Annotated in this window: 27 protein-coding genes; 19 read left to right on the top strand and 8 right to left on the bottom strand. The window is 63.5% G+C overall.

The window, feature by feature from the left end; genetic code table 11:
• Nucleotides 1-98: 98 nt before the first annotated feature.
• Complete coding sequence (locus tag NUH86_RS15870; RefSeq protein WP_267250381.1) at nucleotides 99-998, top strand: AraC family transcriptional regulator; 900 nt, start codon at nucleotides 99-101, stop codon at nucleotides 996-998.
• 42 nt (nucleotides 999-1,040) lie between these two features.
• Here the strand turns inward: NUH86_RS15870 and NUH86_RS15865 are convergent, their stop codons facing one another.
• Together NUH86_RS15865 and NUH86_RS15860 are read right to left on the bottom strand one after the other, a co-directional pair.
• Nucleotides 1,041-1,463 (bottom strand): nuclear transport factor 2 family protein, encoded by a 423-nt coding sequence (locus tag NUH86_RS15865; protein ID WP_267250380.1) that lies wholly within the window; start codon nucleotides 1,461-1,463, stop codon nucleotides 1,041-1,043.
• Nucleotides 1,464-1,506: 43 nt separating this feature from the next.
• The gene (locus NUH86_RS15860; RefSeq protein ID WP_267250379.1) at nucleotides 1,507-2,187 is read right to left on the bottom strand and encodes a nitroreductase; all 681 of its coding nucleotides are present in this window, start codon (nucleotides 2,185-2,187) and stop codon (nucleotides 1,507-1,509) included.
• 90 nt (nucleotides 2,188-2,277) lie between these two features.
• On the opposite strand from NUH86_RS15860, the gene NUH86_RS15855 reads away from it, so the two are divergent.
• Both NUH86_RS15855 and NUH86_RS15850 read left to right on the top strand, forming a co-directional pair.
• Complete coding sequence (locus NUH86_RS15855; RefSeq protein WP_267250378.1) at nucleotides 2,278-2,715, top strand: MarR family winged helix-turn-helix transcriptional regulator; 438 nt, start codon at nucleotides 2,278-2,280, stop codon at nucleotides 2,713-2,715.
• 32 nt (nucleotides 2,716-2,747) lie between these two features.
• Nucleotides 2,748-3,428 carry a glutathione S-transferase family protein gene (locus NUH86_RS15850; protein ID WP_267252165.1) on the top strand — a complete coding sequence of 227 codons (681 nt, stop codon included), beginning with the start codon at nucleotides 2,748-2,750 and terminating at the stop codon, nucleotides 3,426-3,428.
• A gap of 120 nt (nucleotides 3,429-3,548) precedes the next feature.
• On the opposite strand, the gene NUH86_RS15845 is transcribed toward NUH86_RS15850, so the two are convergent.
• Nucleotides 3,549-4,289: an SDR family NAD(P)-dependent oxidoreductase gene (locus NUH86_RS15845; RefSeq protein ID WP_267250377.1), complete on the bottom strand. Its 741-nt coding sequence runs from the start codon at nucleotides 4,287-4,289 to the stop codon at nucleotides 3,549-3,551.
• A complete protein-coding gene (locus NUH86_RS15840) occupies nucleotides 4,286-4,957 on the bottom strand; it encodes a TetR/AcrR family transcriptional regulator (protein WP_267250376.1) in 672 nt (223 codons plus the stop codon). Before NUH86_RS15840 ends, NUH86_RS15845 begins: the two co-directional genes overlap by 4 nt.
• A 690-nt stretch (nucleotides 4,958-5,647) precedes the next feature.
• Between NUH86_RS15840 and NUH86_RS15835 the strand changes: the two genes are divergently transcribed.
• The 9 genes from NUH86_RS15835 (at nucleotide 5,648) to NUH86_RS15795 (ending at nucleotide 14,639) form a co-directional block, all read left to right on the top strand.
• On the top strand, nucleotides 5,648-5,770 hold the full coding sequence (locus NUH86_RS15835; protein WP_267250375.1) for a hypothetical protein: 123 nt from the start codon (nucleotides 5,648-5,650) through the stop codon (nucleotides 5,768-5,770).
• Between the two features lie 13 nt (nucleotides 5,771-5,783).
• Nucleotides 5,784-5,873 carry a potassium-transporting ATPase subunit F gene (locus NUH86_RS15830; RefSeq protein ID WP_267250374.1) on the top strand — a complete coding sequence of 30 codons (90 nt, stop codon included), beginning with the start codon at nucleotides 5,784-5,786 and terminating at the stop codon, nucleotides 5,871-5,873.
• 14 nt (nucleotides 5,874-5,887) lie between these two features.
• Nucleotides 5,888-7,591 (top strand): potassium-transporting ATPase subunit KdpA, encoded by a 1,704-nt coding sequence (gene kdpA, locus NUH86_RS15825; protein ID WP_267250373.1) that lies wholly within the window; start codon nucleotides 5,888-5,890, stop codon nucleotides 7,589-7,591.
• Between the two features lie 13 nt (nucleotides 7,592-7,604).
• Nucleotides 7,605-9,641 carry a potassium-transporting ATPase subunit KdpB gene (gene kdpB / locus NUH86_RS15820; RefSeq protein WP_267250372.1) on the top strand — a complete coding sequence of 679 codons (2,037 nt, stop codon included), beginning with the start codon at nucleotides 7,605-7,607 and terminating at the stop codon, nucleotides 9,639-9,641.
• 11 nt (nucleotides 9,642-9,652) lie between these two features.
• Nucleotides 9,653-10,243: a potassium-transporting ATPase subunit KdpC gene (gene kdpC / locus NUH86_RS15815; protein WP_267250371.1), complete on the top strand. Its 591-nt coding sequence runs from the start codon at nucleotides 9,653-9,655 to the stop codon at nucleotides 10,241-10,243.
• A complete protein-coding gene (locus NUH86_RS15810) occupies nucleotides 10,240-12,909 on the top strand; it encodes a sensor histidine kinase (RefSeq protein ID WP_267250370.1) in 2,670 nt (889 codons plus the stop codon). The genes kdpC and NUH86_RS15810 overlap by 4 nt, the downstream gene beginning before the upstream one ends.
• Nucleotides 12,906-13,616, top strand: a complete 711-nt coding sequence (locus tag NUH86_RS15805) for a response regulator (protein ID WP_267250369.1) — start codon at nucleotides 12,906-12,908, stop codon at nucleotides 13,614-13,616. The genes NUH86_RS15810 and NUH86_RS15805 overlap by 4 nt, the downstream gene beginning before the upstream one ends.
• A 154-nt stretch (nucleotides 13,617-13,770) precedes the next feature.
• Nucleotides 13,771-13,947 carry a hypothetical protein gene (locus tag NUH86_RS15800; RefSeq protein WP_267250368.1) on the top strand — a complete coding sequence of 59 codons (177 nt, stop codon included), beginning with the start codon at nucleotides 13,771-13,773 and terminating at the stop codon, nucleotides 13,945-13,947.
• 98 nt (nucleotides 13,948-14,045) lie between these two features.
• Nucleotides 14,046-14,639: a nitroreductase family protein gene (locus NUH86_RS15795; protein WP_267250367.1), complete on the top strand. Its 594-nt coding sequence runs from the start codon at nucleotides 14,046-14,048 to the stop codon at nucleotides 14,637-14,639.
• Between the two features lie 107 nt (nucleotides 14,640-14,746).
• On the opposite strand, the gene rpoZ is transcribed toward NUH86_RS15795, so the two are convergent.
• A complete protein-coding gene (gene rpoZ, locus NUH86_RS15790) occupies nucleotides 14,747-15,091 on the bottom strand; it encodes a DNA-directed RNA polymerase subunit omega (protein ID WP_267250366.1) in 345 nt (114 codons plus the stop codon).
• A gap of 120 nt (nucleotides 15,092-15,211) precedes the next feature.
• On the opposite strand from rpoZ, the gene NUH86_RS15785 reads away from it, so the two are divergent.
• Entirely contained in the window at nucleotides 15,212-16,462 is a 1,251-nt protein-coding gene (locus NUH86_RS15785; RefSeq protein WP_267250365.1) for a phospholipase D-like domain-containing protein, read from the top strand.
• Here NUH86_RS15785 and NUH86_RS15780 read toward each other — a convergent pair.
• A complete protein-coding gene (locus NUH86_RS15780) occupies nucleotides 16,434-17,006 on the bottom strand; it encodes an energy transducer TonB (RefSeq protein WP_267250364.1) in 573 nt (190 codons plus the stop codon). The two genes, NUH86_RS15785 and NUH86_RS15780, sit on opposite strands and share 29 nt — an antisense overlap.
• Nucleotides 17,007-17,284: 278 nt before the next feature.
• Entirely contained in the window at nucleotides 17,285-18,010 is a 726-nt protein-coding gene (locus tag NUH86_RS15775) for an SDR family oxidoreductase (protein ID WP_267250363.1), read from the bottom strand.
• Nucleotides 18,011-18,160: 150 nt separating this feature from the next.
• On the opposite strand from NUH86_RS15775, the gene NUH86_RS15770 reads away from it, so the two are divergent.
• Nucleotides 18,161-19,057: an AraC family transcriptional regulator gene (locus NUH86_RS15770; RefSeq protein ID WP_267250362.1), complete on the top strand. Its 897-nt coding sequence runs from the start codon at nucleotides 18,161-18,163 to the stop codon at nucleotides 19,055-19,057.
• A 90-nt stretch (nucleotides 19,058-19,147) separates the two neighbouring features.
• Here NUH86_RS15770 and NUH86_RS15765 read toward each other — a convergent pair whose 3' ends face one another.
• Nucleotides 19,148-20,596 (bottom strand): efflux transporter outer membrane subunit, encoded by a 1,449-nt coding sequence (locus NUH86_RS15765; protein WP_267250361.1) that lies wholly within the window; start codon nucleotides 20,594-20,596, stop codon nucleotides 19,148-19,150.
• Between the two features lie 88 nt (nucleotides 20,597-20,684).
• Between NUH86_RS15765 and NUH86_RS15760 the strand changes: the two genes are divergently transcribed.
• The 5 genes from NUH86_RS15760 to NUH86_RS15740 all read left to right on the top strand — a co-directional run bounded on the left by NUH86_RS15760 (nucleotide 20,685) and on the right by NUH86_RS15740 (nucleotide 26,492).
• A complete protein-coding gene (locus NUH86_RS15760) occupies nucleotides 20,685-21,302 on the top strand; it encodes a TetR/AcrR family transcriptional regulator (protein ID WP_267250360.1) in 618 nt (205 codons plus the stop codon).
• Nucleotides 21,303-21,374: 72 nt separating this feature from the next.
• Nucleotides 21,375-22,445, top strand: a complete 1,071-nt coding sequence (locus NUH86_RS15755) for an efflux RND transporter periplasmic adaptor subunit (RefSeq protein WP_267250359.1) — start codon at nucleotides 21,375-21,377, stop codon at nucleotides 22,443-22,445.
• Nucleotides 22,442-25,573 carry an efflux RND transporter permease subunit gene (locus NUH86_RS15750; RefSeq protein ID WP_267250358.1) on the top strand — a complete coding sequence of 1,044 codons (3,132 nt, stop codon included), beginning with the start codon at nucleotides 22,442-22,444 and terminating at the stop codon, nucleotides 25,571-25,573. The genes NUH86_RS15755 and NUH86_RS15750 overlap by 4 nt, the downstream gene beginning before the upstream one ends.
• Nucleotides 25,489-25,995: a helix-turn-helix domain-containing protein gene (locus tag NUH86_RS15745; RefSeq protein WP_323748993.1), complete on the top strand. Its 507-nt coding sequence runs from the start codon at nucleotides 25,489-25,491 to the stop codon at nucleotides 25,993-25,995. The genes NUH86_RS15750 and NUH86_RS15745 overlap by 85 nt, the downstream gene beginning before the upstream one ends.
• Nucleotides 25,992-26,492 carry a hypothetical protein gene (locus tag NUH86_RS15740; RefSeq protein ID WP_267250356.1) on the top strand — a complete coding sequence of 167 codons (501 nt, stop codon included), beginning with the start codon at nucleotides 25,992-25,994 and terminating at the stop codon, nucleotides 26,490-26,492. Before NUH86_RS15745 ends, NUH86_RS15740 begins: the two co-directional genes overlap by 4 nt.
• Nucleotides 26,493-26,512 lie beyond the last annotated feature (20 nt).

The raw sequence follows: 26,512 nt of genomic DNA, 5'->3' as shown, positions 1-26,512 counted from the left end.
GCGATGGGCGTGTTCAACGCCCCGCCGGATGCTCTCAATTCTTTGCCTGATTGTCTCACGCACTTTGCAGAGGTGAAGAATGATGCCATACATAACTGATGAACGAAGACCTGACCCCGCATCGCGACATAGCGCTCCGCCACGGGCGGCCCGGAATGAGTTTGACGTCCATCCCGCGCCTGGAAATCGGCATCGGACAGGCAACCTCGGGAACGTCACCCTGTCTCTACCGCTCGATGATCTGTTTCATTCTGCAGGGATCGAAGGAAGTTGCCATCCACGACAACCTTCTGCGTTACGATGCATCGCAGTATCTGATCAGCGCCCTGGATCTCCCGTTGAGCGGGCAAATCCATGATGCCGAGGACGGCAGTCCTTATGTCGCGGTGTCGCTGGTCCTCGACCCCGCGCTGCTGGCGGATGTCGCAGCGACGCTGCCGGCGGCTCGCGATGCCGAAACCTTGGACAGTGGGATCGCCATCAATCCGTTGACGCCTCCGCTGCGCGACACGCTGTTACGTTTGCTGGCATTGCTCGACACACCCGGGGACATCCCGGCGCTCGCGCCGATGGCTGAACGCGAACTGCTCTATCGTTTGCTGCAGGGTCCACAGGGCCGACTGCTGCGCCACATCGCGCAGCCGGAAGGCGCGCTTGGACGCATCCGCCGCGCGGTCGAATGGATTCGTGACCATCACAATGGGCGGCTGCGCATCGAGGCACTGTGCGCAGCGGCGGGCATGAGCCGCGCCAGCCTCCACCGACACTTCGTCGCGCTGACTGGCCTCAGCCCGATCCAGTATCAAAAGCAGCTGCGTCTGCAGGAAGCGCGGCAACTGCTGCTCGCGGGCGATCACAGCGCCTCGGACGTGGCCTATGCGGTCGGCTACGAGAGCGCCTCGCAGTTCAGCCGCGAATATCTCCGCCAGTTCGGCGCCCCCCCGGTCCGCGATGTGCGGCAGCTCAGGCAATCGATCGGCCACCTGGCAATGAGCTGACAATCGATAAGCGACGGTAACGCGAACTGAGGAAGGTTTTACCTATGCCTGTTCGCCAAAGCCCTCTTCCTTCACCCGGAAAGGATGCTCGACGCCCTCTATCATGCGGGGGTTGTCCTTTAGCAGAGCAGTATTGAAATATATCTGTTTGATGCGCCGGTGCGCAATGCGCCAGCCGTCGCTCGTGCGCTTCCAGGTGTCGAACCAGTAACCCACCGCCGATCTACTCCCTGTCGAGTCTTTCGTTTCGTGCGTATTGATGTGGAGAGACACACTGGATGCCCGATCGCCCTCAATCTTTATCCGGACGGGATGCTCCAGATGCGCCCAGACGCGAAAATCCGCGTCAAGACCTCCACCAGCACCATCCTTGCCCCGCATCATTTCAATGTAGCCGCCAGCGTAAAGGTGGTGCCGGGCAGTACGTCGCTGACATCGATCTCGGCATGGCTGACTATCCTTCATTCGATGGTTCCTAATGGAGAGGACCGATGGATTTGATGGTCCCTCATTGCCAATGGAACGTAACGCTCTCTTCGAGCGGCGCCTTGCCGATCCGATAGCTATTGGCGTCAGATGACTCATCGGGATAACCAAAGGAAATGCCGAACAGCATCTTCAAAGACGGATCGATCCCAAGCGACTCCCGGATCGTCTCGGCGTAGAAGCCGAGCATGGTCTGGGGAATTCCGCCAAGGCCATGCGCGGTGAGCGACAACAGGAACGTCTGCGCATACATGCCGATGTCGCCAGCGACGCGAACGGAGTCGCCAAACGCCGGCATGAAAAGAAGGGCGACATGCGGCGCGCCGAAGAATTCCAGGTTGAACAGCGAGGCGGTACGGCGCTCATCGAAGGCGTCTCGCGACACGCCGATTGCCTGGTAATAGGCAGCTCCCTGCGCTCTGGATCGCTCACTATAGATGCCGTGAAAGTCAGCCGTCGCGAAGCTGAAATCGGGCGTCCACCGCCCCGCTTCGTCGGCGGCGAGCAGGGCCTGGCTGAGGGTATCTCGCGCGCCGCCAGATACGATGTGAACCTGCCAGGGCTGGGTATTGCAGTTTGACGGGGCGTGCTGGGCATCCTCGACCACCCGGCGGATCACCGCATCGGAAACCGGAGTCGGCAAAAAGCGGCGAACGGAATGACGGTCACGCACAACGTCATGGAACAGCGGGGATTGGGGCATCTTGCAGATTTCCTGTCGAACAAGGGGAAGCGAATCAACGCAATTGCATTTTACCTAGCGCGCAAGATGAATGTGCGCTAGGGGTTCCGCATGGACGCCGAAAGAAACCGTCGTAAAGCCGGAAGGCATCTGTCGTTTTCGCTGTACGGGGCGGCCAACCGGATGATCCGGTTGCACAAGCCGTTTCTCGCGCCCCTCGGCCTCACATTCCCGCAATATCTGGTGGTCCTCGCTTTGCTGGATGATACACCATGCTCCGTCGGCGCGCTCGGCGCTCGCACCGATATGGATACAGGAACGATCACGCCGCTGGTGAAGCGCCTCCAGGCTGCCGGCATCGTCACGCGGACGCGCGACGCGGATGACGAGCGCCGGGTGCTGGTCGACCTCACCCCTAAGGGACGCGGACTGGAAGCGGAAGTTCGGGCCGTGACGGGCAAGATCAAGTCCGCTTGTCAGCTCACTGACCGGGACATGGATGACCTTAGCCATACGCTCGACGCGCTGGCACGCGCGGCGCAGGAGTGAACCTCATTGTTGGAAGGACCGTTTCATGAAAAATCTACGATCGAGAAGGAGGCCCTCACCCGGCGCGTGTTCGTATCGTGCTCGCGGAAAAGGGGCTTGAGGATCAGGTCGAGTTCGTCAGCGTTGATTTGATGGCGGCCGAGCAGAAGCAGGGCGCCTTTTTGGGGATGAACCCGATCGGCAAGATTCCGGTGCTGGTGCTCGATGATGGAACCATCATCTCCGAATCGACCGCCATCACCATGTATCTCGACAATCTTGACGGCCACCCCACGCTCACCGGCGTCTCGCCGCGTGAGAAGGGGCTTATTCATATGATGCAGCGCCGCGCAGAGATGATGTTGATCGACGCGGTCGAAGATTATTTTCACTACGGCACCCGAGGGCTCGGCCCGGCGCTACGTCCATGGCGGATGCCTGACTGGGAAGGCGCCCGCGAGTGGGGAAAACGGCGCGGTGACTATGCCGTCAAGAACATGGCCTATTTCAATGAACTTCTGTCGCGCCAGCCCTTCCTTGCCGTCGATAGTTTTTCGATGGCCGATCTCCCCCTCTATTGCGGTCTCTACTTTGCTGATCTCGTCGGCGTGCCGATCGCCGACGATCATACCGCGCTGCTGGAATGGCGGACAAAGGTCGCAGAGATCCCCTCTGTGAAGTTTCACGGCGGACAGCAGTTCCGACCTGAAGATGCAGCCCGCCGGCCCGGGTGAGGGCCTGTCAGATATGGCGCCGGAAAATTGCGTCTCTCAGCGCATTTAAGATAGAAGAGCGTCCCAGCATCCTGACTACCTATGTGGTGCAATAACACCTGTGATATCCGGGTTGGGTATTCACAGGTGCATCCCGCCATTGGCCTGAATAAGTTGCCCGGTGATCCACGCGCCCGCAGGGGATGCAAGGAACGTGACGACGCGCGCGATATCATCGGGCGTACCCAACCGGCTCAGGGCCGTCGCGCTGATGATGCCTTCCATCGCGCTTGGATAATCCTTCACGGAAGCGATAAAATCGGTGTCAGTTGCGCCAGGCAGGACAGCGTTTACCGTGATCTTCCGCGAGCCAAGTCCTGCGGCGAGAGACCGGGTGAAGCCATTTATCGCCGTCTTAGACATGGAATACACGATCAGGTCGGGATATGCGGCGATCGACACCGTGGACGAGATGTTGACGATGGCGCCGCCATCGTTGATCTTCGCCAGAAGCGCTTGGGTCAGGAAGAACGTCGCTTTGACGTTAGTGTCGAAAACGTTGTCATACGCTGCCTCGGTCGTTGAGGCGAGGTCGCTGCCATCCGCGATGCCGGCATTGTTGACCAGGATATCCAGCTTGTCGATCTGGGCAGCCAGGCCCCCGATCGCTGCCTTGTCGCGCAGATCCGCCTGAACGGCGCGAGCCCTGCCGCCGGAATTGGTGATCTTCAACGCAGTCTTTTGCGCCGCCGCTTCGTTCTTCGCATAGTGGACCAGAATTTCGGCACCAGCCTCGGCAAGGTGGGTGGCGATCGCCTGCCCGATACCGCCTGATCCGCCCGTCACTAGCGCAATCTTTCCGTCGAGGATTCGCTCGGTCATGAAACTGCCTTTCTATGAATGTTGTTTATGACATTGCCGATTGCGCCCGGCGCAACTCCTGCGAGAAAGATTGACACGGACTGTTCGACGTGTGCGCGCAACTGCGCGTGATCAATCGGAACACCCAGTCCGCAGATCGCGCGCAGGTGGATGTCACCGCGTACCAAGGCGATGAATTGCTTCGCTGCTATAATGGGTTCGGGGCAGCTTATCTGCCCAGACGAGTGGAAGTAGGCCAGCCTTTCCGCGACGGCTGCATAGGCTGGATCGAGGCCGTTTACATAGAAGATGCGAGCGATCTCTGGGTGCCTGGCTCCCTCACTGAAAATCAGCCGGCTGATGTCTAGTGCGCTTCCTTTCAGCATTGCCGCCAACAGTCTCGATCCAGCCTCGATCAGATAGGTCCGGACATCTTCCTGATTGAAGGAAGCCGACTGAAAATCAGCGAACAGACCCTTGCAGCATTCCAGCATGACCGCCTCGAACAGCGGCTCCTTAGCGTCGAAATATTTGTACAGGGTCGCCTTTGAGCCGCCGAGCGCGGCGGCGATCCCCGACATAGATGTACCGCCATAGCCATCCCGGGCGAAAACCTGGTGAGCCACCTCTATAATATTTGTGCGTCGATCTTCTTTGGACAGCCGGCGGAGGCGGGAGTTAGTGACCATTCAGTACACCTAGCGTAGGCCAGCGCGGCATGCAAGCGATGAGCGATTCGAATGATATGAGAGGTCCTCGGCACATGCCCCTCGACATTGACTACGCAGATATGCGTTGTCTTATCACTCGCATCCAATCCTTGAGTAGATCGACATCGGTCCTCCTCCATTAAAGCGCCAAGGCGACTTCGCGCTATGCACGAGGGTGGCTAAATCAATTACGCAGTGTCCCAGTTCTCACGGCTTTTTTCAGCAATTGGGCCTATTGGAAGAACCGAGGTATCCAGCGAGTAGGTGCATCGCCTAAAACAGCGGGCGGAATGGAAATGTTCAGTCAAATGTCCGAATTGGCCGCCGTTAGCCACCCAAATGCCGCCGAAACCCGCCGATAACCGCACAAGGCCAAGTATCTTAATAATTATCAAAGGGTTATGAAGATTTCATAGTTCTCATCTTCATCCGGCGCTGCCCGCCATTTACCCATATGCCAACGTTTGCCGCCGCTGCCAGCTCCAAAACCGCGGCCGCTATGCCATCCAGCCTTGCTGACCGCATGACGGTCGGCTTGCAGGGCAATCGAGGGTGGAACGCAGACGCCGCAGGCCCGGCCATTTCATACGCAAATACTATGCGTTCCCCACTTCCTCCGTCTCGAATTCCAACGGCGCCCTGCATTATCTGAGCGACTGCAGGCGACTCATGCCGCTTCCCGCGCGCGCGCACTGCAGGAGCAAACCCATGCAGGACATTTTCTGGATCGGCCTCATCCTCGCCTTGCTGGCGGCCAGCCTTGGCTATGCCGCGCTGTGCGACAATGCATGAGGATGGCCCGATCATGACCATCGATCTCTGGCTCGCGGCGATCACCGCCTTCGGCCTCCTCCTCTATCTGGTCGCGGTCCTCGCGCGGCCCGAACGCTTCTGACAAAGGAAGCCACCATGACATTTCAGGGATGGCTGCTCATCGCGGCCTTTATCGGCATCTTGCTGGCGCTTGCCAAGCCGATCGGCCTGTGGCTGTTCGCCTTGTACGAGGGACGGCGCACGCCGCTCCATGCCGTGCTCGGCCCCGTCGAACGCGGCTTCTACAAGCTGTCGGGCATCGATCCGGACGAGGACCATAGCTGGCGGCGCTATGCCGTCAACATGCTGATCTTCAATGCCGCGCTGTTGTTGCTGACCTATGCGGTCCTGCGGTCGCAAGCGGGGTTGCCGCTCAATCCCCTGGGTTATGCGGGCCTGAGCGAACATCTGTCGTTCAATACGGCGGTCAGCTTCGCGACCAACACCAACTGGCAAAGCTATGCGGGGGAATCGACCATGTCGAACCTCAGCCAGATGCTTGGCCTGACCATCCATAACTTCCTGTCTGCCGCGACCGGCATCGCGTTGGCGTTCGCCTTCTTCCGCGGATTCGCCCGGCGGAGCGCCACGGGGATCGGCAATTTCTGGGCCGACGTGACGCGGGTGACGCTCTACCTGCTGTTGCCGATCTGCATCGTCTACGCGCTGTTCCTGATCGCCAGCGGCGTGCCGCAGACATTGGCGGGTTCGGTCGACGTGACGACGCTGGAAGGCGCGAAGCAGACGCTCGCCCTGGGGCCGGTCGCCAGCCAGGAAGCGATCAAGATGCTCGGCACGAACGGGGGCGGCTTCTTCAACGCGAACTCGGCGCATCCGTTCGAGAATCCGACCGCGCTCACGAATTTCATGCAGATGCTGTCGATCTTCCTGATCGGCTTCGGCCTTTGCTGGACCTTCGGCAAGGCGGTGGGCAACACCCGCCAGGGCTGGGCGATCCTTGCCGCGATGCTCACCATTTTCCTGATAGGCGTGACGGTCATCTACGCGCAGGAGGCCGCAGGCAATCCGATCCTCCACGGCATCGGCGTCGCTGGCGGCAACATGGAGGGCAAGGAGGTCCGCTTCGGCATCGCCGCTTCGGCGCTGTTCTCGGCCATCACCACGGCGGCGAGCTGCGGCGCGGTCAATGCGATGCATGACAGTTTCACCGCGCTTGGCGGCATGATCCCGCTGTTCAACATCCAGCTTGGCGAGGTCGTGGTGGGTGGCGTGGGCGCGGGCATCTACGGCTTTCTGCTCTTCGCGATCCTCGCCGTTTTCGTCGCTGGACTCATGGTGGGCCGCACGCCGGAATATGTCGGCAAGAAGATCGAGAGCCGCGAAGTGAAGCTTGCGGTGCTGGCGATCGCCGTGCTGCCGCTCATCATCCTTGGGTTCGCCGCCATCGCCTCGGTGACGGATGCCGGACTGGCGGGGCCGCTCAACAAGGGGCCGCACGGCTTTTCGGAGATTCTCTACGCCTTCACCAGCGCGGTCGGGAACAACGGGTCGGCCTTTGCAGGCATCACCGCGAACACGCCCTTCTACAATGGCCTGCTCGGCATCGCGATGTGGCTTGGGCGCTTCTTCGTGATCGTCCCGATGCTGGCGATTGCCGGCAGCCTCGCGGCGAAGAAGCACACGCCGGCGACGGCAGGCAGCTTCCCGACCACCGGACCGCTCTGGACCGGGCTGCTCATCGGCATCGTGCTGATCGTGGGCGGCCTCACCTTCCTGCCTGGCCTCGCGCTTGGCCCTGTCGCCGATCATCTTGCGATGATCCGCGGCCAGCTTTTCTGATCGGAGCACAAAAATGGCACGCACCGCGTCCAAATCGCTCTTTACCGCCGACCTGATCCTTCCCGCGATCGGCGACGCCTTCCGCAAGCTCAACCCCAGGGAGCTGATCCGCAATCCGGTGATGTTCACGACCGCGGTCGTGGCTGTCCTGCTGACCGTCCTGCTGGTTATCGGCCAGGACGGCCTGTCGGTCGCCTTCAAGCTTCAGCTGGTCGTCTGGTTGTGGCTGACCGTCTTGTTCGGCACCTTCGCCGAAGCCATCGCCGAGGGGCGGGGCAAGGCGCAGGCCGCCTCACTGCGCGCGGCCAAGGCCGATCTGACCGCCAAGCGCCTGAAAGGCGACGGACGGGAGAAGGAAAATGTGCCCGCGAGTGCGCTCAGGATGGGCGACATCGTGCTGATCGAGACCGGCGACCTCATCCCGGCCGATGGCGAGGTGGTTTCCGGTGTCGCTTCGGTCAACGAAGCGGCGATCACGGGCGAAAGCGCGCCAGTCATCCGCGAGGCGGGTGGCGACCGGTCGGCGGTTACGGCGGGCACGCGCGTCCTGTCGGACGAAATCCGGGTTCGCGTCACCGTCAATCCCGGTCAAGGCTTTCTCGACCGCATGATCGCGCTGGTCGAGGGGGCCGAGCGGCAGAAGACGCCCAATGAGATCGCGCTGACGCTCCTGCTGGTCGGGCTGACGATCATCTTCTTGATCGCGGTCGGCACCATCCCCGGCTTTGCCAGCTACGCCGGAGGATCGATCCCGGTCGCGATCCTGGCGGCATTGCTGATCACCCTGATCCCGACCACCATCGCCGCATTGCTGTCGGCGATCGGCATCGCCGGCATGGATCGGCTCGTGCGCTTCAACGTGCTCGCAAAGTCCGGCCGCGCGGTCGAAGCCGCGGGCGACATCGACGTGCTGCTGCTCGACAAGACCGGCACGATCACGGTGGGCGACCGGCAGGCGGCCGAGTTCCGCCCGGTCGGCGGCGCGACGCCAGCCATGCTTGCCGAGGCGGCTTTGCTCGCCAGCCTGGCCGACGAGACGCCCGAAGGCCGTTCGATCGTCCTCCTCGCCCGGGACAGGTTCGGCCAGTCGGCCGACGCCTTGCCCGACGGCGCCCAGGTCATCCCCTTTACCGCCCAGACCCGGCTATCCGGCGTGAAGATCGGCGGCGCCGAGATCCAGAAAGGCGCGGTCGACGCCATCCTGCGCGCCAATCCCGGCCTGGACAAGGAGCCTGCGGCGCAGGAACTGCGCAGGATCACCGACGAAATCGCGCGCTCAGGCGGTACGCCGCTGGCGGTCGCGAAGGACGGCAAGCTGCTGGGCGCCATCTTCCTGAAGGACATCGTCAAGGCTGGCATTCGCGAACGCTTCGGCGAATTGCGCGCCATGGGCATCCGCACCGTGATGATCACTGGCGACAACCCGCTGACCGCCGCCTCGATCGCGGCTGAGGCGGGGGTCGACGATTTCCTTGCCCAGGCGACACCGGAAGACAAGCTGGCGCTGATCCGCCAGGAGCAGGAAGGCGGCCGCCTGGTCGCGATGTGCGGCGATGGCACCAACGACGCACCGGCCCTGGCCCAGGCGGATGTCGGCGTCGCCATGAACACCGGCACCCAGGCGGCGCGCGAAGCGGGCAACATGATCGACCTGGACAGCGACCCGACCAAGCTTATCGAGGTTGTCGGCCTGGGAAAGCAACTGCTGATGACCCGCGGCGCGCTGACCACCTTCTCGGTCGCCAACGATGTCGCCAAATATTTCGCGATCATTCCGGCCATGTTCGTGGCGCTCTATCCCGGTCTGGGCATCCTCAACGTGATGGGACTTGCGACGCCGCAAAGCGCGATCCTGTCGGCGATCATCTTCAACGCGCTGATCATCCCCCTGCTTGTTCCGCTGGCCTTGAAGGGCGTGACCTACCGCCCGATCGGCGCCGGACCGCTGCTTGCGCGCAACCTCGCCATCTACGGCCTTGGCGGCCTCGTCTCGCCGTTCATCGGCATCAAACTCATCGACCTGGCCGTCAGCGGCCTGGGCCTGGTTTAGAGGGATTTATCATGGGCAAGGATATCCTCACTTCGCTGCGGCCGGCCATCGTGCTGACCATCCTGTTCGCGGTCCTGCTCGGCATCGCCTATCCGCTTGCGATGACCGGAATCGGCCAGGCCCTCTTCCCGCATCAGGCGAATGGCAGCCTGATCGTGGACAAGGGCAAGATCGTCGGCTCCTCCCTCATCGGTCAGGGCTTTACCGACCCGCGCTATTTCTCTTCGCGGCCATCGGCTGCCGGCAAGGGCTATGACGGCCTCGCTTCGTCCGGGTCCAATCTTGGCCCGACGAGCCAGGCGCTGGTCGACCGCACCAGGGCCGATGTCGCGAAATTTCAGCGAATGTCCCCCGGTCGCCCCGTTCCGGCCGATCTGGCGACGGCCTCCGCCTCCGGTCTCGATCCCGACATCTCGCCTGAGGCGGCATTTTATCAGGCGGCCCATGTCGCGGCGGCTCGCGGCCTTCCCGTGGCGCGGGTCCGATCTTCCGTGCAGGAAACCATCCGCTATCCTTTCCTCGGGGTGCTTGGGGAACCGACCGTCAACGTGCTCGATCTTAATCGACGGCTGGATCGTATAAGCGCTAATAACGCACGGTGAACGCCGCCGACAAACGCCCTTCGCCCGAGTCCTTCCTGCGGGCAGCCACGCAGGAAGGACGAGGCCGCCTCAAGCTGTTCCTCGGCGCGGCGCCCGGTGTCGGCAAGACCTATGAGATGTTGACCGACGGCATGCGGCGGCTGAAGTCGGGCGTGGACGTGGTCATCGGCGTCGTCGAAACCCATGGCCGGCGCGAGACCGAGGCGTTGATCGCCGGTCATGAGCTAATCCCGCGGCGGCATGTCGACCATGCCGGCCACAGTCTTGGCGAAATGGATCTGGACGCCATATTGGAACGGCGCCCCAAGCTCGTCCTGGTCGACGAACTGGCGCACAGCAATGCGCCGGGCAGCCGGCACCCCAAGCGCTATCAGGATGTCGAGGAACTGCTGGACGCCGGCATAGACGTCTATTCGACGATCAACATCCAGCACATTGAAAGCCTCAACGATATCGTCGCCTCTTTCACGCGCGTGCGCGTGCGTGAAACCGTCCCCGATTCCATCCTGGAGGCCGCGGAGATCGAGGTCGTCGATATCCTGCCCGACGAACTGATCGAGCGCCTGAAGGAAGGCAAGGTCTACATCCCGGACGAGGCGGCGCGCGCGCTCACCCACTTCTTCTCCAAATCCAATCTCACCGCCTTGCGCGAACTCGCGCTGCGCCGCGCCGCGCAGGCGATCGATACGCAGATGCTCGACCATGTCCGCGCCCACGCCCTTGCGGGCAGTTTCGCGGTGGGCGAGCGCGTGGTGGTCGCCGTCAGCGAGCAGCCGGGCGCGCCGGGCCTGGTGCGCGCCGCCAAACGCCTGGCCGACGCGCTGAAAGCGCCCTGGACCGCCGTCCATATAGAGACCCGGCGGGCGCAGGGCTTTTCCGACGAGGAGCGCAAGGCGCTCGCGGATACATTGGCCCTGGCGTCGCGGCTTGGCGGCGCGACAGCGAGCATTCCGGCCGAGAATGTCGCCGATGGTCTGCGCAGTTTCGCGGCCGATGCGCACGCGACCCAGATCGTCATCGGCAAGTCGAACCGATCCTGGTGGTTCGAGCTTCGCCACGGTTCGGTTGTCGACCGCCTGGTTCGCGACATCGGTTCCGTCGCCGTCCATGTCCTCCCGTCGGACGAAGATCTCGCGCGGCCGCGCGCCAGGCATTCGACCCGCGCCGCCTGGGGCAAGCCGACCGACTATCTCTGGTCGGCGCTGATGATCGCCGCGATGACAGCGGCGGGCCGGCTCCTGCTGGAAGTCATCGACCTCGGCAATATCGCCCTGCTTTATCTCATCCCGGTCATGTTCGCCGCCGCGACGTACAGCCTGCGCGCCGGACTCTTTGCCGGCCTTGTCTCCAGCCTTGCCTATAATTTCTTCTTCCTGCCGCCGACCGGCACCTTGACCGTCAGCAACCCGGAGAATGTCGTCTCCATATTCGTGCTGCTGGGCGTCGCCGTCGTCACCAGCCAGTTTGCCGCGCGCGTGCGGGGGCAGGCTGACCTCGCCCAATCCAGCGCCCGTCAGAATGCGGCGCTCGCCGGTTTTTCCCGGCAATTGACCTCCGCCGCCAGCCAGGCCGAACTGATGCAGGCGATCTGTGCGGAGATTGCCCGGCTCCTGGACGTGCACACCGTGATGCTGTTGCCGTCGGATACCGGTCCCGCATTGCGGGCCGCCTACCCGCCTGAGGACAGGCTGGGGGAAATAGAGCGGGCGGCGGCGCGATGGGCGATGAACAACGCCCAGCCCGCCGGTCGCGGATCGTCGACGCTGACGGCGTCCGACTGGCTCTTCCATCCGCTGCGTACCCAGCGGGGCGTCCTGGGCGTGCTTGGGCTGGCCCGCGACGACGCCCGCGAACCGCTGCGCTCCGATCAGGTGCCTTTGCTCATGAGTCTTCTCGACCAGGCGGCGATTGCCCTAGACCGGTCGGCGCTGGAGGAGGAGATGCAGGGCGCGCGCCAGATTCACGAGCGCGACCGGTTGCGGTCCGCCCTGCTTTCCTCGGTCAGCCACGATTTGCGCACGCCCCTGACGACGATCATGTCCGCGACGCAGGAGCTGCGCAAACAGCAGCCGTCCGCCTTGCTCGACACGGTCGAGGGCGAAGCGCGGCGCCTCAACCGTTTCGTCGCCAACCTGCTCGACATGGCCAGGGTCGAAGCGGGCGCCCTGCCCATGAAGATCGAACCGACCGACCTGTTCGACGCGGTCGGCAGCGCGGTCCGGGACACCCGCCAGTCGCTCGCCGGCCATGAGGTAAAGGTCGACATCCCGCCGGACATTCCGCTGGTGCGCGTCGATCCGGTGCTGCTGCACCATTGCCTGATCAACCTGCTGGATAATGCGGGCCGCTACGGAGAGCCGGAAACGCCGGTCACGATCGGCGGCAGGCGCGAGAACGGCGCCATCCTGCTATCCGTCATCGACGAAGGGCCTGGCATCCCGGACGGTGCGGAGAAGAAGGTGTTCGACACCTTCTCGCGTCTCGAAGGATCGGATCGGGTCAAGCATGGCACCGGCCTTGGCCTTGCCATCGTCAAGGGATTTGCCGAGGCGATGGGCCTGAGCGTCGATGCGTCGAACAATGTCGAACCCCGCGGCGCCCGCTTTACGCTGCGCATTCCGGAACATCTTGTCATCAGCGATTTTCCCGGCGAGGCACTATCATGACGATCCGCCACAAGGTTCTGATCATCGATGACGAACCGCAGATACGCAGGCTGATCGGCGCGGCGCTCACCCGCGCGGGCTATGCGACGGTGGAGGCCGGGAACGCCCGCGAAGCGCTGGACAGGCTGCGGTCCGAACGACCGGACATCAGCCTGCTCGACCTGGGCCTGCCCGACCGCGACGGCCTGGAGCTGGTGCCCCTGTTCAAGCAACAGAGCGATACGACCCTGATCATCGTGTCCGCGCGGGAAGCGACGGAGGAGAAGGTCGCCGCGCTCGACCTGGGCGCGGACGATTATCTGACGAAGCCGTTCGACACGGATGAATTGCTCGCCCGGGTGCGCGTGGCGCTGCGCAATCGCATGACGAGGGACGGAGGCGTCCCTTCCGTCCATGCCGGCGACGTCGAGGTCGATCTGCTGAACCGGGTCGTGAAGAAAGCCGGGAAAGAGGTGCATCTGACGCCCAAGGAATATGCCGTGCTCGCCCAGCTCGCCAAATTTCCGGGGCGGGTGATCACGCACGGCCAGATCATGAAGGAGGTCTGGCCCAAGGAGCATGAGCATCATGTCGAATATCTGCGCGTGCTGATCCGCACCTTGCGTCAGAAACTGGAGGATGACCCGCAGCATCCGCAGATTATCGGCAACGAACTGGGGATCGGCTATCGGCTCCTCTTCATCAAGGCATTTTCAAGTCAGGCGTAACGCCGTTCGGCGCCATGCGCGAGAAGCACCCTGCGCCCGATCAAGCTTTTCTACCCCCGCGATCAGCAAAGCTTGAAAGACAAATCTCTACCTGCAAACTAGATAAGAAGCCGTCCCGATTCGGCGGGGAGAGGACATGTGGGGGAGAGGAGATATGGAATGGCTCTCGGCAATCGGTCGGCATTGGGGTCTCTGGAGCGAGGCCTTGAAGCGCGAGTTGCTGCGGGAGCCGGACCGCGTCCTGCTCGAACGCGGGCCTGACGCCGTCGCGCTCGACCGGGGCGCCACGGACAGGACGGAGATTTTGGAGCCGTCGCTCGATCTGCGGTGAAAATGCGCTGACAGGCTTGCCCTTCCCACCCGGTTCCCGATATCGCGGCCATCGGCCGAACGGCTTTCACGTCGTTCCCCAGTTTTCAGGGAGTTTCCATGTCAGCCACCACCCGCGCCGTGACCCGCGCCGTCGAACCGCTTTTCCTGGACCGCTGGTCGCCCCGCGCCTTCGATTCCTCCGCCATCCCGCAGGAGGATCTGAACACGATCTTCGACGCCGCCCGCTGGGCGCCATCGGCCTTCAACTATCAGCCCTGGCGCCTGCTCTACGCCACGCGCGACAGCGCCGACTGGAGCCGGTTCCTGGGTCTGCTGCTGCCCTTCAACCAGGCATGGGTGCAGAACGCCTCCGCGCTGGTCTACATCCTGTCCGACACGCTGATCGCCGCGCCGGGTTCGGAGGATTTCAAGCCCTCCCACAGTCACAGCTTCGACGCGGGCGCGGCCTGGGCGCTGCTGGCGTTGCAGGCGACGCGGCTCGGCTATCACAGCCATGCCATGACCGGCGTCGAGTTCGACAAGGCGCGGGTGGAACTGGGCGTGCCCGACCGTTTCCGCATCGAAGCCGCCGTCGCGCTCGGCCGCATCGGCGACAAGGCGACCCTGCCCGAAGCGCTCCAGTCCCGCGAAGAGCCGAGCGGGCGGAAGGACATTTCGGAATTCGTCACGGCGGGCAATTTCCCCGCGTAAAGCAGGATGGGGCCGCCTGAACGACCTGCGGCCCCTTCCCCAAAACGGTGAGGCCCGGTCCTGCTTGCGCAGGCCGAGCCTCATTCCCTCTCCAAACTGGCAACGGATCAGCCGTCGTAGTCGCCGCCGATATTCTGGTTGCGCGGCGGGGCTGCGGCGGTCAGGCGCAGGGCCTCCGCCGACTGGGCGATCGAACCGATTTCGTCCGGCGTATCGTCATCGTCGATCTGCACCTTCTGCAGCGAAGCGACGAGCGAATCATGCAGCTCATCCGGCAGGACGGTTTCCTCCGCGATCTCGCGCAGGGCGACGACCGGATTTTTATCGCGGTCGCGGTCCAGAGTCAGTTCGGCGCCGCCCGAAATCTCACGGGCGCGCTGCGCGGCAAGCAGGACGAGGTCAAAACGGTTGGTAACCTTGTCGACGCAATCTTCGACGGTAACGCGGGCCAAACGGGCGCTCCTGAACCAAGAGAAATGGTGAAAGGCGCGCCTAACAGCGCAGCTCTCAAGAGTCAATGAAAAGCCCATAAAGTCGTGGCCAGCCGCCCCGAATGCGGGCATGAACGGAAGATGGCGAGCATCCAGCAGGCAGAGCCGGGGCGTGGCGAAGGGTCGGGCGAAGGGTCGGGCGAGAGGCCGGGCGAAGGGCAGGGCGAGGGTCAGATCGGCCTGTCCCTGCACGCCAACCGCCTGCGCCTGATCGAGACCGGCCCTGCGCTGCGGCAGGCGTTGGTCGACCTGATCGACGGCGCGGATGAGAGCCTGAAACTTTATTATTACATCTTCGCCGCGGACGGCAGCGGGCAGTTGATCCTGGACCGGCTGGTCGCGGCGCGGGCGCGGGGGGTGGCCGTCACGCTGATGGTCGACGCCTTCGGATCGGCGGCCACGCCGCTCGCCTTCTTCGATCCGCTGGCGGCGGCGGGCGGGCATTTCGGCCGCTTCGGCGCGCGCCGCTCGACGCGCTATCTGATCCGCAACCATCAGAAACTGGCGATTGCCGACGACCGGCGGCTGTTGATGGGCGGCTTCAATGTCGAGGACGGCTATTTCGGGATTCCGGCGGAGGATTGCTGGTACGACCTTGGCCTGCTGGTGGAAGGGCCGCAGGTGCAGGCGATGGCGAGCTGGTACGGCCAGCTCTGGCGCTGGGTGTCGACGCGCAAGCAGCGCTTCCGCACGCTGCGCCGCATGGTGCGCAACTGGCACAGCCCCCTCCATATCGCTCCGGGCGATCCGATGCGCTGGGTGATCGGCGGCCCGACCCGGCGGCTCAGCCCCTGGGCGCAGATGGTGAAGCATGATCTGGAGCGGGCGCGGCGGCTGGACATGGTGGCGGCCTATTTCTCGCCGGGCCGGGGAATGCTGAAGCGGCTTGCCAATGCCGCGCGGCGGACGGGATCGCGCCTGGTCCTGCCATCCAGGTCCGACAATGGCGCGACCGTCGCGGCGGCGCGGCTGCTCTACGGCCCACTGCTCAAGCGGGGGGTGGAGATTTGGGAATATCAGCCCTGCAAGCTGCATATGAAGCTGATCGTCGTGGACGACGCGGTCTATATCGGATCGGCCAATTTCGACATGCGCAGCCTGTTCCTGAACCTGGAGGTCATGTTGCGGGTGGAGGATGCGGGCTTCGCCCAGGCGATGCGCGCCTTCATCGACCGGCGCGTCGCGGAAAGCCGCCGGATCACGCTGGAAACCCACCGTGCCCAGCGCAGCCTGCCGACGCTGATCAAGCAGTGGATCAGCTATTTTCTGGTCGGCGTGCTGGACTATACCGTGACCCGCCGCCTCAATTTCCGCGATCCGGACGCCGATTAGGGCTGGATGGCCGATCGTGCAGGAAGAACTGGATGGGAACGACCAGCTCCAGCGTGGCGCCCGGCCGATCGTCGGGAGGCTTCGGCAGCGGCATGGCCCGCATCGGCAGCGACAGCGCCTCGCGATCGAGGTCCGGCGATCCTGAGGTGCGGCGCAATCGCACCGACATCACCCTGCCGTCGCGATCCATCACGAAACGGATCAGCGGCGCGCCCTGTTCGCGGCGCGCCAGCGAGTCGCGCGGATAGCGAAGATGTCTGTTCAGTGCGGCGAGCACGCGGCCTTCCCAACTGTCCGGGCCATCGGATGCGGGCGGGGCGGGCGGCGGCATGGGAACCGGAACGGGCGACGGCGCTGCCTCGATCCGTTCAGGCGCGGAGAGACCGGCGGGTCCGTAGCGCAGGCGTTCACCCTCCCTCACATCGGCGAACCGGGCGGGCGTCGCGAACGACCCGAGGCGAGAGCAGCGGACGAAAACGAAATCGAATCCTATTGCCGGTCTGCCGTCGCCATGTTCATCGCCGCACACGGTGGCAACGACCACGCGGACAGATAAGCATTTGATTTCTCCGGTCATCAGCACAAAAATGCGATGGAGGCCGACATGGTCGGTACGCAGGCCGTCTCTTGATAAGTTGCCGAAATTGCCGAGACTGATCGCTGTTTTGTGGGCGGTCGCCAGCCTTCGGCCGTCTTGGACCGAAGGCTGAGGCTTGACGGAAGCTTAGCGATTTCCAGTCAGATGGCATTGTCTGACGTTTAAGAAATCGCGGTAAAACAAAGGAATAGAGCGGTCGATCTGATTCAATCAGATCGACCGCTCTAGAACGGCGATGCCGTCGGGCGGACGACCATCTCGCTGACATCGACGTTGTCAGGCTGTTCAAGCGCATAGCGGATCGCCTGGGCGATCGCGAAAGGGGATTGTGCGTCCGGCATGCCTTGCTGGATCCAGGCCGCGATGTCGGGATCAGAGACGTCGTGACCGAGTTCGCTGGTGGTAGGCCCGGGCGATATGAGGGTCGCGCGAATGTTGTTATGTTCCTGACGCAAACCATCGGTGATGACGCGGACGGCATGCTTGGTCGCGGAGTAGACCGACGAGGCGGGCGTCACGATGCGCGCGGCGACCGAGGCGACATTGATGACATGCCCGTTTTCCTGTGTAACGAAGCGCGGCAGCACTGCAGCAATGCCGTTCAGAACCCCGTGAATGTTCACGTCGATCATGCGCTTCCACTCATCCCGCTTCAGGGAAGCAAGCATCGAAAGCGGCATGATGCCGGCGTTGTTGACCAACGCGTCGATCCGACCGAACCGTTCTTCCGCCGCATCAGCGAACGCATCGAACGCGGCGCCATCGGTGACGTCGAGCTCCTGCCATGCGACGTTCTCGCCCAGTTCGTTCGCCAGCGCCTTCAGCCGCTCGGTGCGGCGGGCACCGATAAACAGCCGTGCGCCTGCTGCCACCAACTCACGTGTGGTCGCTTCGCCGATGCCGCTCGATGCCCCGGTGATCAGCACAACCTTGTCGATAGTATGCATCATGATGCTTCTTTTCCGTTCTTAAGTGATGGCATACAAATGGCGCAGCATTGGTATGGGGCGATAGAGCGATCCTCCGAATGATTTGCACGATCCTCCAGGATTGATGGCGCGCTGCTTGCGCGACGGAACGGCATCGTCGAATATGGACCTATGGATAGAATTGCCGAACTGGCGCAAGCTATTGAACGTCACGTGGCTGGCCCGGGCCTTTGCGCCACCGCTATGCCTCGCCTGTCACTGGTTCACGCCGATCAGCCGGTTATTCCGATGCCGGTCATCTATGAAGCCGGATTGTGCCTGATTGCCCAAGGATCGAACCGGGTGTCGATTGGTGATCACAGCGTAGTGTACGATGCCGCGCACTATCTGGTCGTTTCGGTGGACATGCCGCTGGTGTGCAACATCACCGAGGCCAGTGCAGACAAACCCTATCTCTGCTGCAAGATCGACTTCGATCCCACAATCTTCGCGGAACTGATGGTGGAAGATGGCGACGCGGCCCGACGCACCGATCTGCCGGTGCTGGGGGTCTATCCAAGCGACCCTGATCTCATCGACGCGGCTTGCCGACTGGTCCGGCTACTCGACCGTCCCGACACTATCGATGCGCTGGCGCCGCTCATCGAACGCGAAATACTTTATCGCCTGCTCCACGGCCCACATGGGCAGATATTACGCCACCTCGCGACCTTGGGCAGTCACCTCGATCAGGTAAGCCGCGCCATTGCTGCGATCCGCCAGCGTTACGACAGCCAAATCCGCATCGATGACATAGCTGCGGAAGCCGGCATGAGCCCTTCCTCGCTGCACGCGCATTTCAAGGCGATCACGCGGATGACGCCGCTCGAATATCAGAAGCAGTTGCGACTACAGGAAGCGCGCCGTCTTATGCTTGTCGAGGGTGCGACAGCAGGCACGGCGGGCTTCACGGTCGGTTACGAAAGCCCATCCCAGTTCAGCCGCGAATATCGGCGGATGTTCGGTGCACCCCCAAGGCAGGATATCGAACGGCTGCACGCCACGCCGGCGGTGGCTATGGCGTATTAGATGTACCCTCGGGATGCTCACCTTGTTTACCGCGAGCAGAGCGGGCCGAGAGGCGGCGCGTGCCATCGCTGCATCTCACTGTTTTTGGATTTATCTCTGCGTCGAAGCCGCAGCCCATCCACCACCCAGCGCGCGGAATGAGGCGACGGCGCCACGAGCGGCGGCCGCTCGCGCCTGCACCGCACCATCGCGGGTTTCCAGGAGCCGGCGATCCGCATCGAGCACTTCGATCAGGCTGACCGCGCCGCCCTTGTAGGCGGCAAGCGACGCTTGCTGAGCCCGGGTAAGCGAGGTTTCACCCTGTCCCAGCACCGCCGCGCGCTGTTCCTGCTGCACCAGCGTGGAGAAGGCATCCTCCACGTCCTGGGAGGCGCGCAATACCGTCTGGCGGTAGGCTGCGAGCGCCTCGGCATTGCGGCCCTTGGCGGCCTTGATCTCGGCATCGACGCGGCCGAAGTCGAACAACCGCCAGCGCAGGCCGAATATCCCGTTGGCCTGCGTCGCGTTGCCAGTGAAGAGGCCGCCCGCAGCAGTCGTCGCCGTGCCCAGCAGGCCGCTGAGCGAGAATTTGGGATAATATTCCGACATCGCCGCACCGATCCGGGCATTGGAAGCCGCGAGCGTTCGCTCCGCCGCGATGATGTCGGGCCGGCGTCGCAGCAGCGATGCCGGTCCGCCCGCCGTCGATACCGCGGGGGCGAGCGGTATCGGGGAGGATTGTGCCAGTTCCGATCGGGTCGAGCCCGGCTGAACGCCGATCAGCACATCGAGCGCATTCATGGCGATATCGAGTTCGTTCTGAAGCGCCGGCACCGAAGCCCGAACCTGCGCCAGTGCGCCTTCGGACTGGCGCAGCTGCAACTCGGCCGCCACGCCTTTGCGATATTGGAGCGCCACCAGGTCTGTCAGGCGTTGCTGGGTCTCGGTCTGCGAGCGGGCGATGGCGAGGCGCGCCTGCAGCGCCCGTATCATGATGTAAGTGTCGGCGGTCTGGGCCGCGACGGCAAGCCGGGCAGCGACCGCGCCAGCGGCCGAGGCCTGCCACTCCGCCCGTGCCGCATCGCGCGCCGCATCGCGCCCACCGAACAGGTCGAGTTCCCAGCTTGCGCCGAGGTCAAGCCCATAAAGTTCGGTCGAGCGCTCGAACTGCGGAAAGGCGCTGCCAATGCGGCCAATGGGGGTTTCAAGCGATTGGTAGGTCTCGCCCGCTTGCCCGCTGATCTGACCCGACGGTAGCAAGGCGGCATTGGCGCCCTTTAGCGCAGCGCGCGCCTGCGACACCCGGGCGACGGCCTGTTGCAGATCGAGATTCTCCGCGAGCGCCCGCTCGACGAGGCTGGTGAGCAGCGGATCGTCGAAGGAGCGCCACCAATCGACAAGATCGGCAGTCGCCGCCGAGGCGGTCCGCGCCTCGACGGCAGGGCCGGTCACGAAGGCAGCGGGTGCATGGGAGGCTGGCTCAACATAGCGCGGACTTACCGCACAGCCGCCCAGCAGGACGGCAAGCAGCGTTGGTGACAGCATGGTTTGGAAGCGCATAGGCGGATCGACTCGTTGAAGCACATATGACCAATGGTCGATATGGTCACCGTTTGTCAATCAGCAAGGGTGGCGTTATATAGCCAGCATGAAAGACAAGACTCCTCCCCCACCATCTGGACGTGGCCCGGCCGAGCATGCTGTCCGCGACCAGATCGTCGAGGCTGCCAACGAGTATTTTGCCCGTTACGGCTATGGCAAGACGACCGTAGCCGACCTGGCTCGGGAGATTGGTTTCTCCAAGGCCTACATCTACCGCTTCTTCGAATCGAAACAGGCGATCGGGGAGGCGATCTGCAGTTCGCGCCTAGAACACATCGTCGCCGAAACACGAGTCGCTATTGATGAAGGCGGAAGCGCCAGCGAGCGGTTGCGCCGTATGTTCAGAGTGATAACTACCTTGACACTCGAGCTGCTTTTCCAGGATCGGAAAATCTACGACATTACGACACACGCGACTACCGAGCGGTGGAGTTCCACCATCCGTTACCAAGAGACGCTCAAGCAGATGCTTGAGGAGATCGTCAAAAGCGGGCGGGACAGCGGTGAATTCGAGCGCAAGACGCCGCTCGACGAGACCTGCCGCGCGATCTTCTATGCCATGTCACCGTTCATACATCCCCTTCATCTGGAACAAAATCTCGAGCTTCTGCCCGATGCCCAAACTGAGGTCACGGGCCTCGTCCTGCGCAGCCTGGCATCATAAAATCGCTGTGACCGGTTGACTAATCGGTCATACGACAACAGATAGTCCTCCAAATTCCCTTGGAGGTTCTCTGTGTCGAGTCGGCCAATCCAGATCGCGTGCGTCGCCCTGTCGCTTTCTGCGTCCCTTACTGCCTGCCAGAAGCAGGAGACCGATCCGCGCACGAAACCGCCGCTGGTGCGCGTGATGACGCCGGTGGCCGAAAGTGAGGCGAACCGTGAGTTTACCGGCGTCGTCGCGGCGCGGGTGCAGAGCGACCTCGGCTTTCGGGTCGGCGGGAAGATCATCGAACGCCTCGTAAATGCCGGCGATGTCGTGCGCCAGGGGCAGCCGCTTATGCGCCTCGACCAGACCGATCTTGCGCTGGCGACGCGCGCCACGCTCGGCACGGTCGAGGCCGCGCGGGCGCGCGCGCAGCAGACGACGGCCGATGAGCGCCGCTTGCGTGATCTTGTCGCGGCCGGGGCCATCTCGGCCTCGTCTTACGATCAGGCCAAGGCGGCCGCCGACGCGGCCCGTGCCGAGCTTTCCGCAGCACAAGCGCAGGCGCGCGTGTCGCGGAACGAAGCTGGCTACAGCGTGCTGGTAGCGGATGCGGACGGGACGGTTGTCGAAACCCTGGCCGAGCCGGGGCAGGTCGTGGGCGCTGGACAAGTCGTCGTGCGCGTCGCCCGTTCGGGGCCGCGCGAGGCGCTGGTGCAGCTTCCCGAAACGGTCCGTCCCGTCATCGGATCTTCAGCGCGGGCACGAACCTATCAGGGTGCGAACGGAGACGCGACGCTCCGTCAGCTCTCCGATGCCGCCAATCCGGCCACGCGCACTTTCGAGGCACGCTACGTCCTTGCCGGCGCGCCGGCCCGTGCGCCGCTCGGATCGACGGTGACCATAGCGCTCACGATGCCCGGTGATGCCGGTGGGACCCAAGTGCCGCTCGGCGCGATCCGCGACGTGGGCAAAGGACCGGGCATATGGGTGGTGCAATCAGGCGCGCAGCCCAAGGTGACATGGCGTCCTGTGCGCATCGCGGCGCTGGGTGAAGAGACCGCCACCATCAGTGGCGGATTGAAGCCCGGCGAGCGCTTCGTGGCGATGGGTGCGCACATGCTGCATGAAGGCCAGCCCGTTCGGATTGCCGCCCGATGAGCGCGCCTTCGGAAGGCCCTGGCCGTTTCAATCTCTCCGCCCTGGCCGTTCGCGAGAGGCCGGTCACCTTGTTCTTCCTCATCATGATCATCCTCGCGGGTGTCTTCGCCTTCCTGCAGATCGGGCGAGCCGAAGATCCCAGCTTCACGATCAAGAACCTGACCGTCGTCACGGCCTGGCCGGGCGCCACCGCGCAGGAAATGCAGGATCAGGTCGCCGAGCCGCTGGAAAAGCGGCTACAGGAGCTGCGCTGGTATGACCGCAGCGAGACGTTCACACGCCCTGGGCTAGCCTTCACGACCCTGACGTTGCGCGACCAGACGCCGCCGAAGGACGTGCCCGAGCAATTCTATCAGGCGCGCAAAAAACTCCAGGACGAGACGGCCAGGCTTCCGCGTGGGGTGATTGGGCCATTCGTCGACGACGAATATGGCGACGTCAGCTTCGCGCTCTACGCACTGAAGGCAAAGGGCGAGCCGCAGCGCAACCTGGCGCGCGAAGCCGAAAGCCTGCGTCAACGCCTGCTCCACGTTCCCGGTGTCAACAAGATCAAGATTCTGGGGGAACGTCCCGAACGCATCTACGTGGAGTTTGCGGAGGAGCGGCTTGCCACGCTGGGAGTGTCCCCTCGCGCGATCCTCGATGCGCTCGGAAAGCAAAACCTCATAACGCCCGCCGGATCGATCGAGACGAAGGGGCCGTCGGTCGTGGTGCGCCTCGATGGCGCATTCGACGATCTGTCGAAGATCAGGGACCTGCCCATCGTCGCAAACGGCAACACGCTGCGCTTGTCCGAGGTCGCGAAGGTGAAGCGTGGCTACGAAGATCCCGCTTCCTTCCTGATCCGTAGCGAAGGTGAGCCGGCGCTTCTGCTCAGCGTCGTCATGCGTGACGGCTCGAACGGCCTTGATCTTGGAAAAGCGTTGAACGCCGAGGTCGACAAGATTCGGGAAGAGCTCCCGTTGGGCATGACTCTGAGCACCGTGACGGACCAGTCGGTCAACATCAGCGATGCCGTCGACCAGTTCATGCACACCTTTCTGGAGGCGCTGGCGATCGTGATGATCGTCAGCCTCATCAGCCTGGGCTGGCGCGTCGGCATCGTCGTCGCCGCCGCGGTGCCGCTGACGTTGGCGATCGTGATCGTGATCATGTGGGCGACCGACCGCGTGTTCGACCGCATCACGCTTGGCGCCCTCATCCTCGCACTGGGATTGCTGGTCGACGACGCGATCATCGCGATCGAGATGATGGTCGTGAAGATGGAGGAGGGCTACGACCGCATCCGTGCCTCGGCCTATGCCTGGAGCCACACCGCGGCACCGATGTTGGCGGGCACGCTGGTGACGGTCATTGGTCTCATGCCCGTGGGCTTCGCGCAATCGAGCGCCGGCGAATATGCCGGTAACATCTTTTGGGTCGTCGGCTTCGCGCTCATAGCCTCTTGGTTCGTGGCGGTAATCTTTACGCCCTATATGGGCGTAAAGCTGCTGCCCGCGATCAAGCCCGTGGAGGGTGGCCATGCCGCCATCTATCGGACGCCGCGCTACGAGAAGGTTCGGGGGATCATCGCCTGGGCGGTGCACCGCAAGAAGCTGGTCGTGCTGAGTACGCTCGGCGCTTTCCTCATCGCGGGCGTCGGCATGGGGCCGGTAAAGAAGCAGTTCTTCCCCACATCCGACCGGCCCGAGCTGCTGGTCGAAGTGCAGATGCCGAAGGGCACGGCGATCGGCCGCACAAGCGAAGCCGCGCGCGAGGTCGAGACCTGGCTGCGCAGACAGTCGGAGTCGGCGATCGTCACCACCTATGTCGGTCAGGGCGCGCCCCGCTTCTACATGTCGCTTTCTCCCGAACTGCCTGACCCTTCCTTTGCCAAGATCATCGTCCGCACCCGCAACGAGGATGAGCGTGAGGCACTGAAACGCAAACTACGCCAGGCGGCTGCCGACGGTCTCGCGCCCGCCGCGCGCGTCCGCGCCACCCAACTGGTGTTTGGGCCGCCTTCGCCGTTCCCGGTCGCCTTCCGCGTCAACGGCCCGGACATCGACACCGTCCGCAGCGTCGCCGCGCGGGTGCAGAAGGTGATGGAAGGCGATCCGATGATGCGCACGGTCAACAGCGATTGGGGCGATCGTGCGCCGGCGCTACGCTTCATTCTGGATCAGGACCGCCTTCGCGCGCTGGGACTGACCTCAGCCGACGTCGCCGAACAAATGCAGTTCCTGCTGACCGGCGCAACGGTCAGTCAGGCACGGGAGGATATCCGCACCGTTGATGTGGTCGCGCGGTCCGGCGGCGCCGACCGCCTCGATCCCGCCCGCATCGGCGATTATATGCTGACCGGGGCGAATGGCGAACGGGTGCCGGTCAGCCAGATCGGCAAGCTCGAAGTGCGGATGGAAGATCCCATTCTCCAGCGCCGCGACCGCGTGCCGACCATCACCGTGCGCGGCGACATCGCCGACGGACTTCAGCCGCCGGATGTCTCCACCGCGATGCTTGAAAAGCTGCAGCCGATCATCAAGAATCTGCCGAGCGGATACCGCATCGACATGGCCGGCTCGATCGAGGAGGCGAACAAGGCGAACGCGGCGCTCGCGCCGATCTTCCCGATCATGATCGTGCTGATGATGGTCGTCATCATCCTGCAGGTCCGCAGCCTGTCGGCTATGGCGATCGTACTGCTGACGGCGCCGTTGGGGCTGATCGGCGTCGTGCCGACCTTGCTCGTCACCGGCACGCCGTTCGGCTTCAACGCCATCCTGGGGCTGATCTCGCTTGCCGGTATCCTGATGCGCAACACGCTGATCCTGATCGGCCAGATCCACGACAATGAGAGGGCGGGAGCGGACCCTTATGCGGCGGTCGTCGAAGCCACCGTGCAGCGCTCGCGTCCGGTCATCCTCACGGCTCTCGCAGCGGTGCTGGCCTTCGTCCCGCTTATCCAGTCGGTGTTCTGGGGGTCTATGGCGATCACGCTCATCGGCGGCACGCTGGGCGGGACGATCCTGACGCTCGTGTTCCTGCCCGCTCTGTATGCGTTATGGTTCCGGATCAAGCCGCCGGCGCGCGAGGAGGGCGAACTGGTTGCGCGCTCGGGTCCGGCGAACGCGGCACCGGGCGGATGAAGCGGCGCCCGCCTTCCGACGATCCCCAGGCAATTGCCGACGCGATCATTTCCACGAAGTGGACTGTCGCGATTATAAGAACGCTCCTGGAAGGGCCTGCTCGCTTCTCGCGAATAAGAGCAGCGAATCCGGCAATCTCTGCCAACATCTTGACCTCTCGGCTTCGCTACCTGGAGGAGCAGGATGTTATTCGACGGTCGATCATGCCCCCTCGGGTCGTCTCAGCCTATGAGATATTCAGCTATGTTCATGATGATGCGGAGGGCGGGCCGTCCGAAAGCTCTATGCGGAAAGCCCTGAACACCGCACTGGCCGAACTGAATGAGAAGCTGCTCGGCTCGCCGCTTCGCATCATGAGGAAAGCCCGGCCGCGCGGGTGGACAATCGAGCTTCGAGCCTTGCAGCGCGCGGAAGCCGCATGATCGTCGAGGCTGTGGATTTTCTCGATCGCGTCGAGGCCGTTGAGTTCGTGCTGAGCCGAGCGCATAACCCGATCTGGACCGTGCGCCGCCACGGCGAGCTTATTGCCGCGACGATCTGCTCATGCGCCGTTCGCGATCTGTCGTTGCGTATGATGGCCGGAGCGGTGCGAGAGGATTTCCAAGGGATGCGGGTCGCCCGCTCCTTCGTCACACATATTCGGGACAGCGCCCCGGTCGTCGGCGCGGCGGTGCGGATCGATCGGCAGGACAGGCGGGATCGACTGACGCGTTGGGGCTTCGACCACTGGTATGAGGGCGCGACCGGCGACATCGTGGTCGGCTTCTCTCGGCCGATCGAGCCGCCAGCAGGGCTCATATTCGCCGTGCCGATCGCGACGGATCAGGAGATCGCGGCGGGACTGGCGCGCTTAAACACGTCGAACATGCGGGAGCGCAAGCCCGCCACGATCCCGCCTCGATCGTCACTCACACGCTGAACGGTGCAACAGACAGGGAC

The sequence above is a fragment of the Sphingobium sp. JS3065 genome (assembly GCF_026427355.1).
In the GTDB taxonomy this organism is placed as follows: Bacteria; Pseudomonadota; Alphaproteobacteria; order Sphingomonadales; family Sphingomonadaceae; genus Sphingobium.
The sequence above is the reverse complement of the archived record's forward strand: the minus strand, read 5'-3'. Positions and strand labels throughout refer to the sequence as shown.

Bases quoted from the DNA above. Each gene is read 5' to 3' on its own strand.
- kdpB (WP_267250372.1), top strand. From the start codon at position 7,605: ATGGCACGCACCGCGTCCAAATCGCTCTTTACCGCCGACCTGATCCTT.
- NUH86_RS15830 (WP_267250374.1), top strand. From the start codon at position 5,784: ATGACCATCGATCTCTGGCTCGCGGCGATCACCGCCTTCGGCCTCCTC.
- NUH86_RS15770 (WP_267250362.1), top strand. From the start codon at position 18,161: ATGGATAGAATTGCCGAACTGGCGCAAGCTATTGAACGTCACGTGGCT.
- NUH86_RS15840 (WP_267250376.1), bottom strand. From the start codon at position 4,957: ATGGTCACTAACTCCCGCCTCCGCCGGCTGTCCAAAGAAGATCGACGC.
- NUH86_RS15800 (WP_267250368.1), top strand. From the start codon at position 13,771: ATGGAATGGCTCTCGGCAATCGGTCGGCATTGGGGTCTCTGGAGCGAG.
- NUH86_RS15760 (WP_267250360.1), top strand. From the start codon at position 20,685: ATGAAAGACAAGACTCCTCCCCCACCATCTGGACGTGGCCCGGCCGAG.
- NUH86_RS15845 (WP_267250377.1), bottom strand. From the start codon at position 4,289: ATGACCGAGCGAATCCTCGACGGAAAGATTGCGCTAGTGACGGGCGGA.
- NUH86_RS15740 (WP_267250356.1), top strand. From the start codon at position 25,992: ATGATCGTCGAGGCTGTGGATTTTCTCGATCGCGTCGAGGCCGTTGAG.
- NUH86_RS15835 (WP_267250375.1), top strand. From the start codon at position 5,648: ATGCCGCTTCCCGCGCGCGCGCACTGCAGGAGCAAACCCATGCAGGAC.
- NUH86_RS15795 (WP_267250367.1), top strand. From the start codon at position 14,046: ATGTCAGCCACCACCCGCGCCGTGACCCGCGCCGTCGAACCGCTTTTC.
- NUH86_RS15750 (WP_267250358.1), top strand. From the start codon at position 22,442: ATGAGCGCGCCTTCGGAAGGCCCTGGCCGTTTCAATCTCTCCGCCCTG.
- NUH86_RS15865 (WP_267250380.1), bottom strand. From the start codon at position 1,463: ATGAAGGATAGTCAGCCATGCCGAGATCGATGTCAGCGACGTACTGCC.
- NUH86_RS15775 (WP_267250363.1), bottom strand. From the start codon at position 18,010: ATGATGCATACTATCGACAAGGTTGTGCTGATCACCGGGGCATCGAGC.
- NUH86_RS15860 (WP_267250379.1), bottom strand. From the start codon at position 2,187: ATGCCCCAATCCCCGCTGTTCCATGACGTTGTGCGTGACCGTCATTCC.
- NUH86_RS15745 (WP_323748993.1), top strand. From the start codon at position 25,489: ATGGTTCCGGATCAAGCCGCCGGCGCGCGAGGAGGGCGAACTGGTTGC.
- NUH86_RS15855 (WP_267250378.1), top strand. From the start codon at position 2,278: ATGGACGCCGAAAGAAACCGTCGTAAAGCCGGAAGGCATCTGTCGTTT.
- NUH86_RS15765 (WP_267250361.1), bottom strand. From the start codon at position 20,596: ATGCGCTTCCAAACCATGCTGTCACCAACGCTGCTTGCCGTCCTGCTG.
- NUH86_RS15870 (WP_267250381.1), top strand. From the start codon at position 99: ATGAACGAAGACCTGACCCCGCATCGCGACATAGCGCTCCGCCACGGG.
- kdpA (WP_267250373.1), top strand. From the start codon at position 5,888: ATGACATTTCAGGGATGGCTGCTCATCGCGGCCTTTATCGGCATCTTG.
- NUH86_RS15805 (WP_267250369.1), top strand. From the start codon at position 12,906: ATGACGATCCGCCACAAGGTTCTGATCATCGATGACGAACCGCAGATA.
- kdpC (WP_267250371.1), top strand. From the start codon at position 9,653: ATGGGCAAGGATATCCTCACTTCGCTGCGGCCGGCCATCGTGCTGACC.
- NUH86_RS15785 (WP_267250365.1), top strand. From the start codon at position 15,212: ATGGCGAGCATCCAGCAGGCAGAGCCGGGGCGTGGCGAAGGGTCGGGC.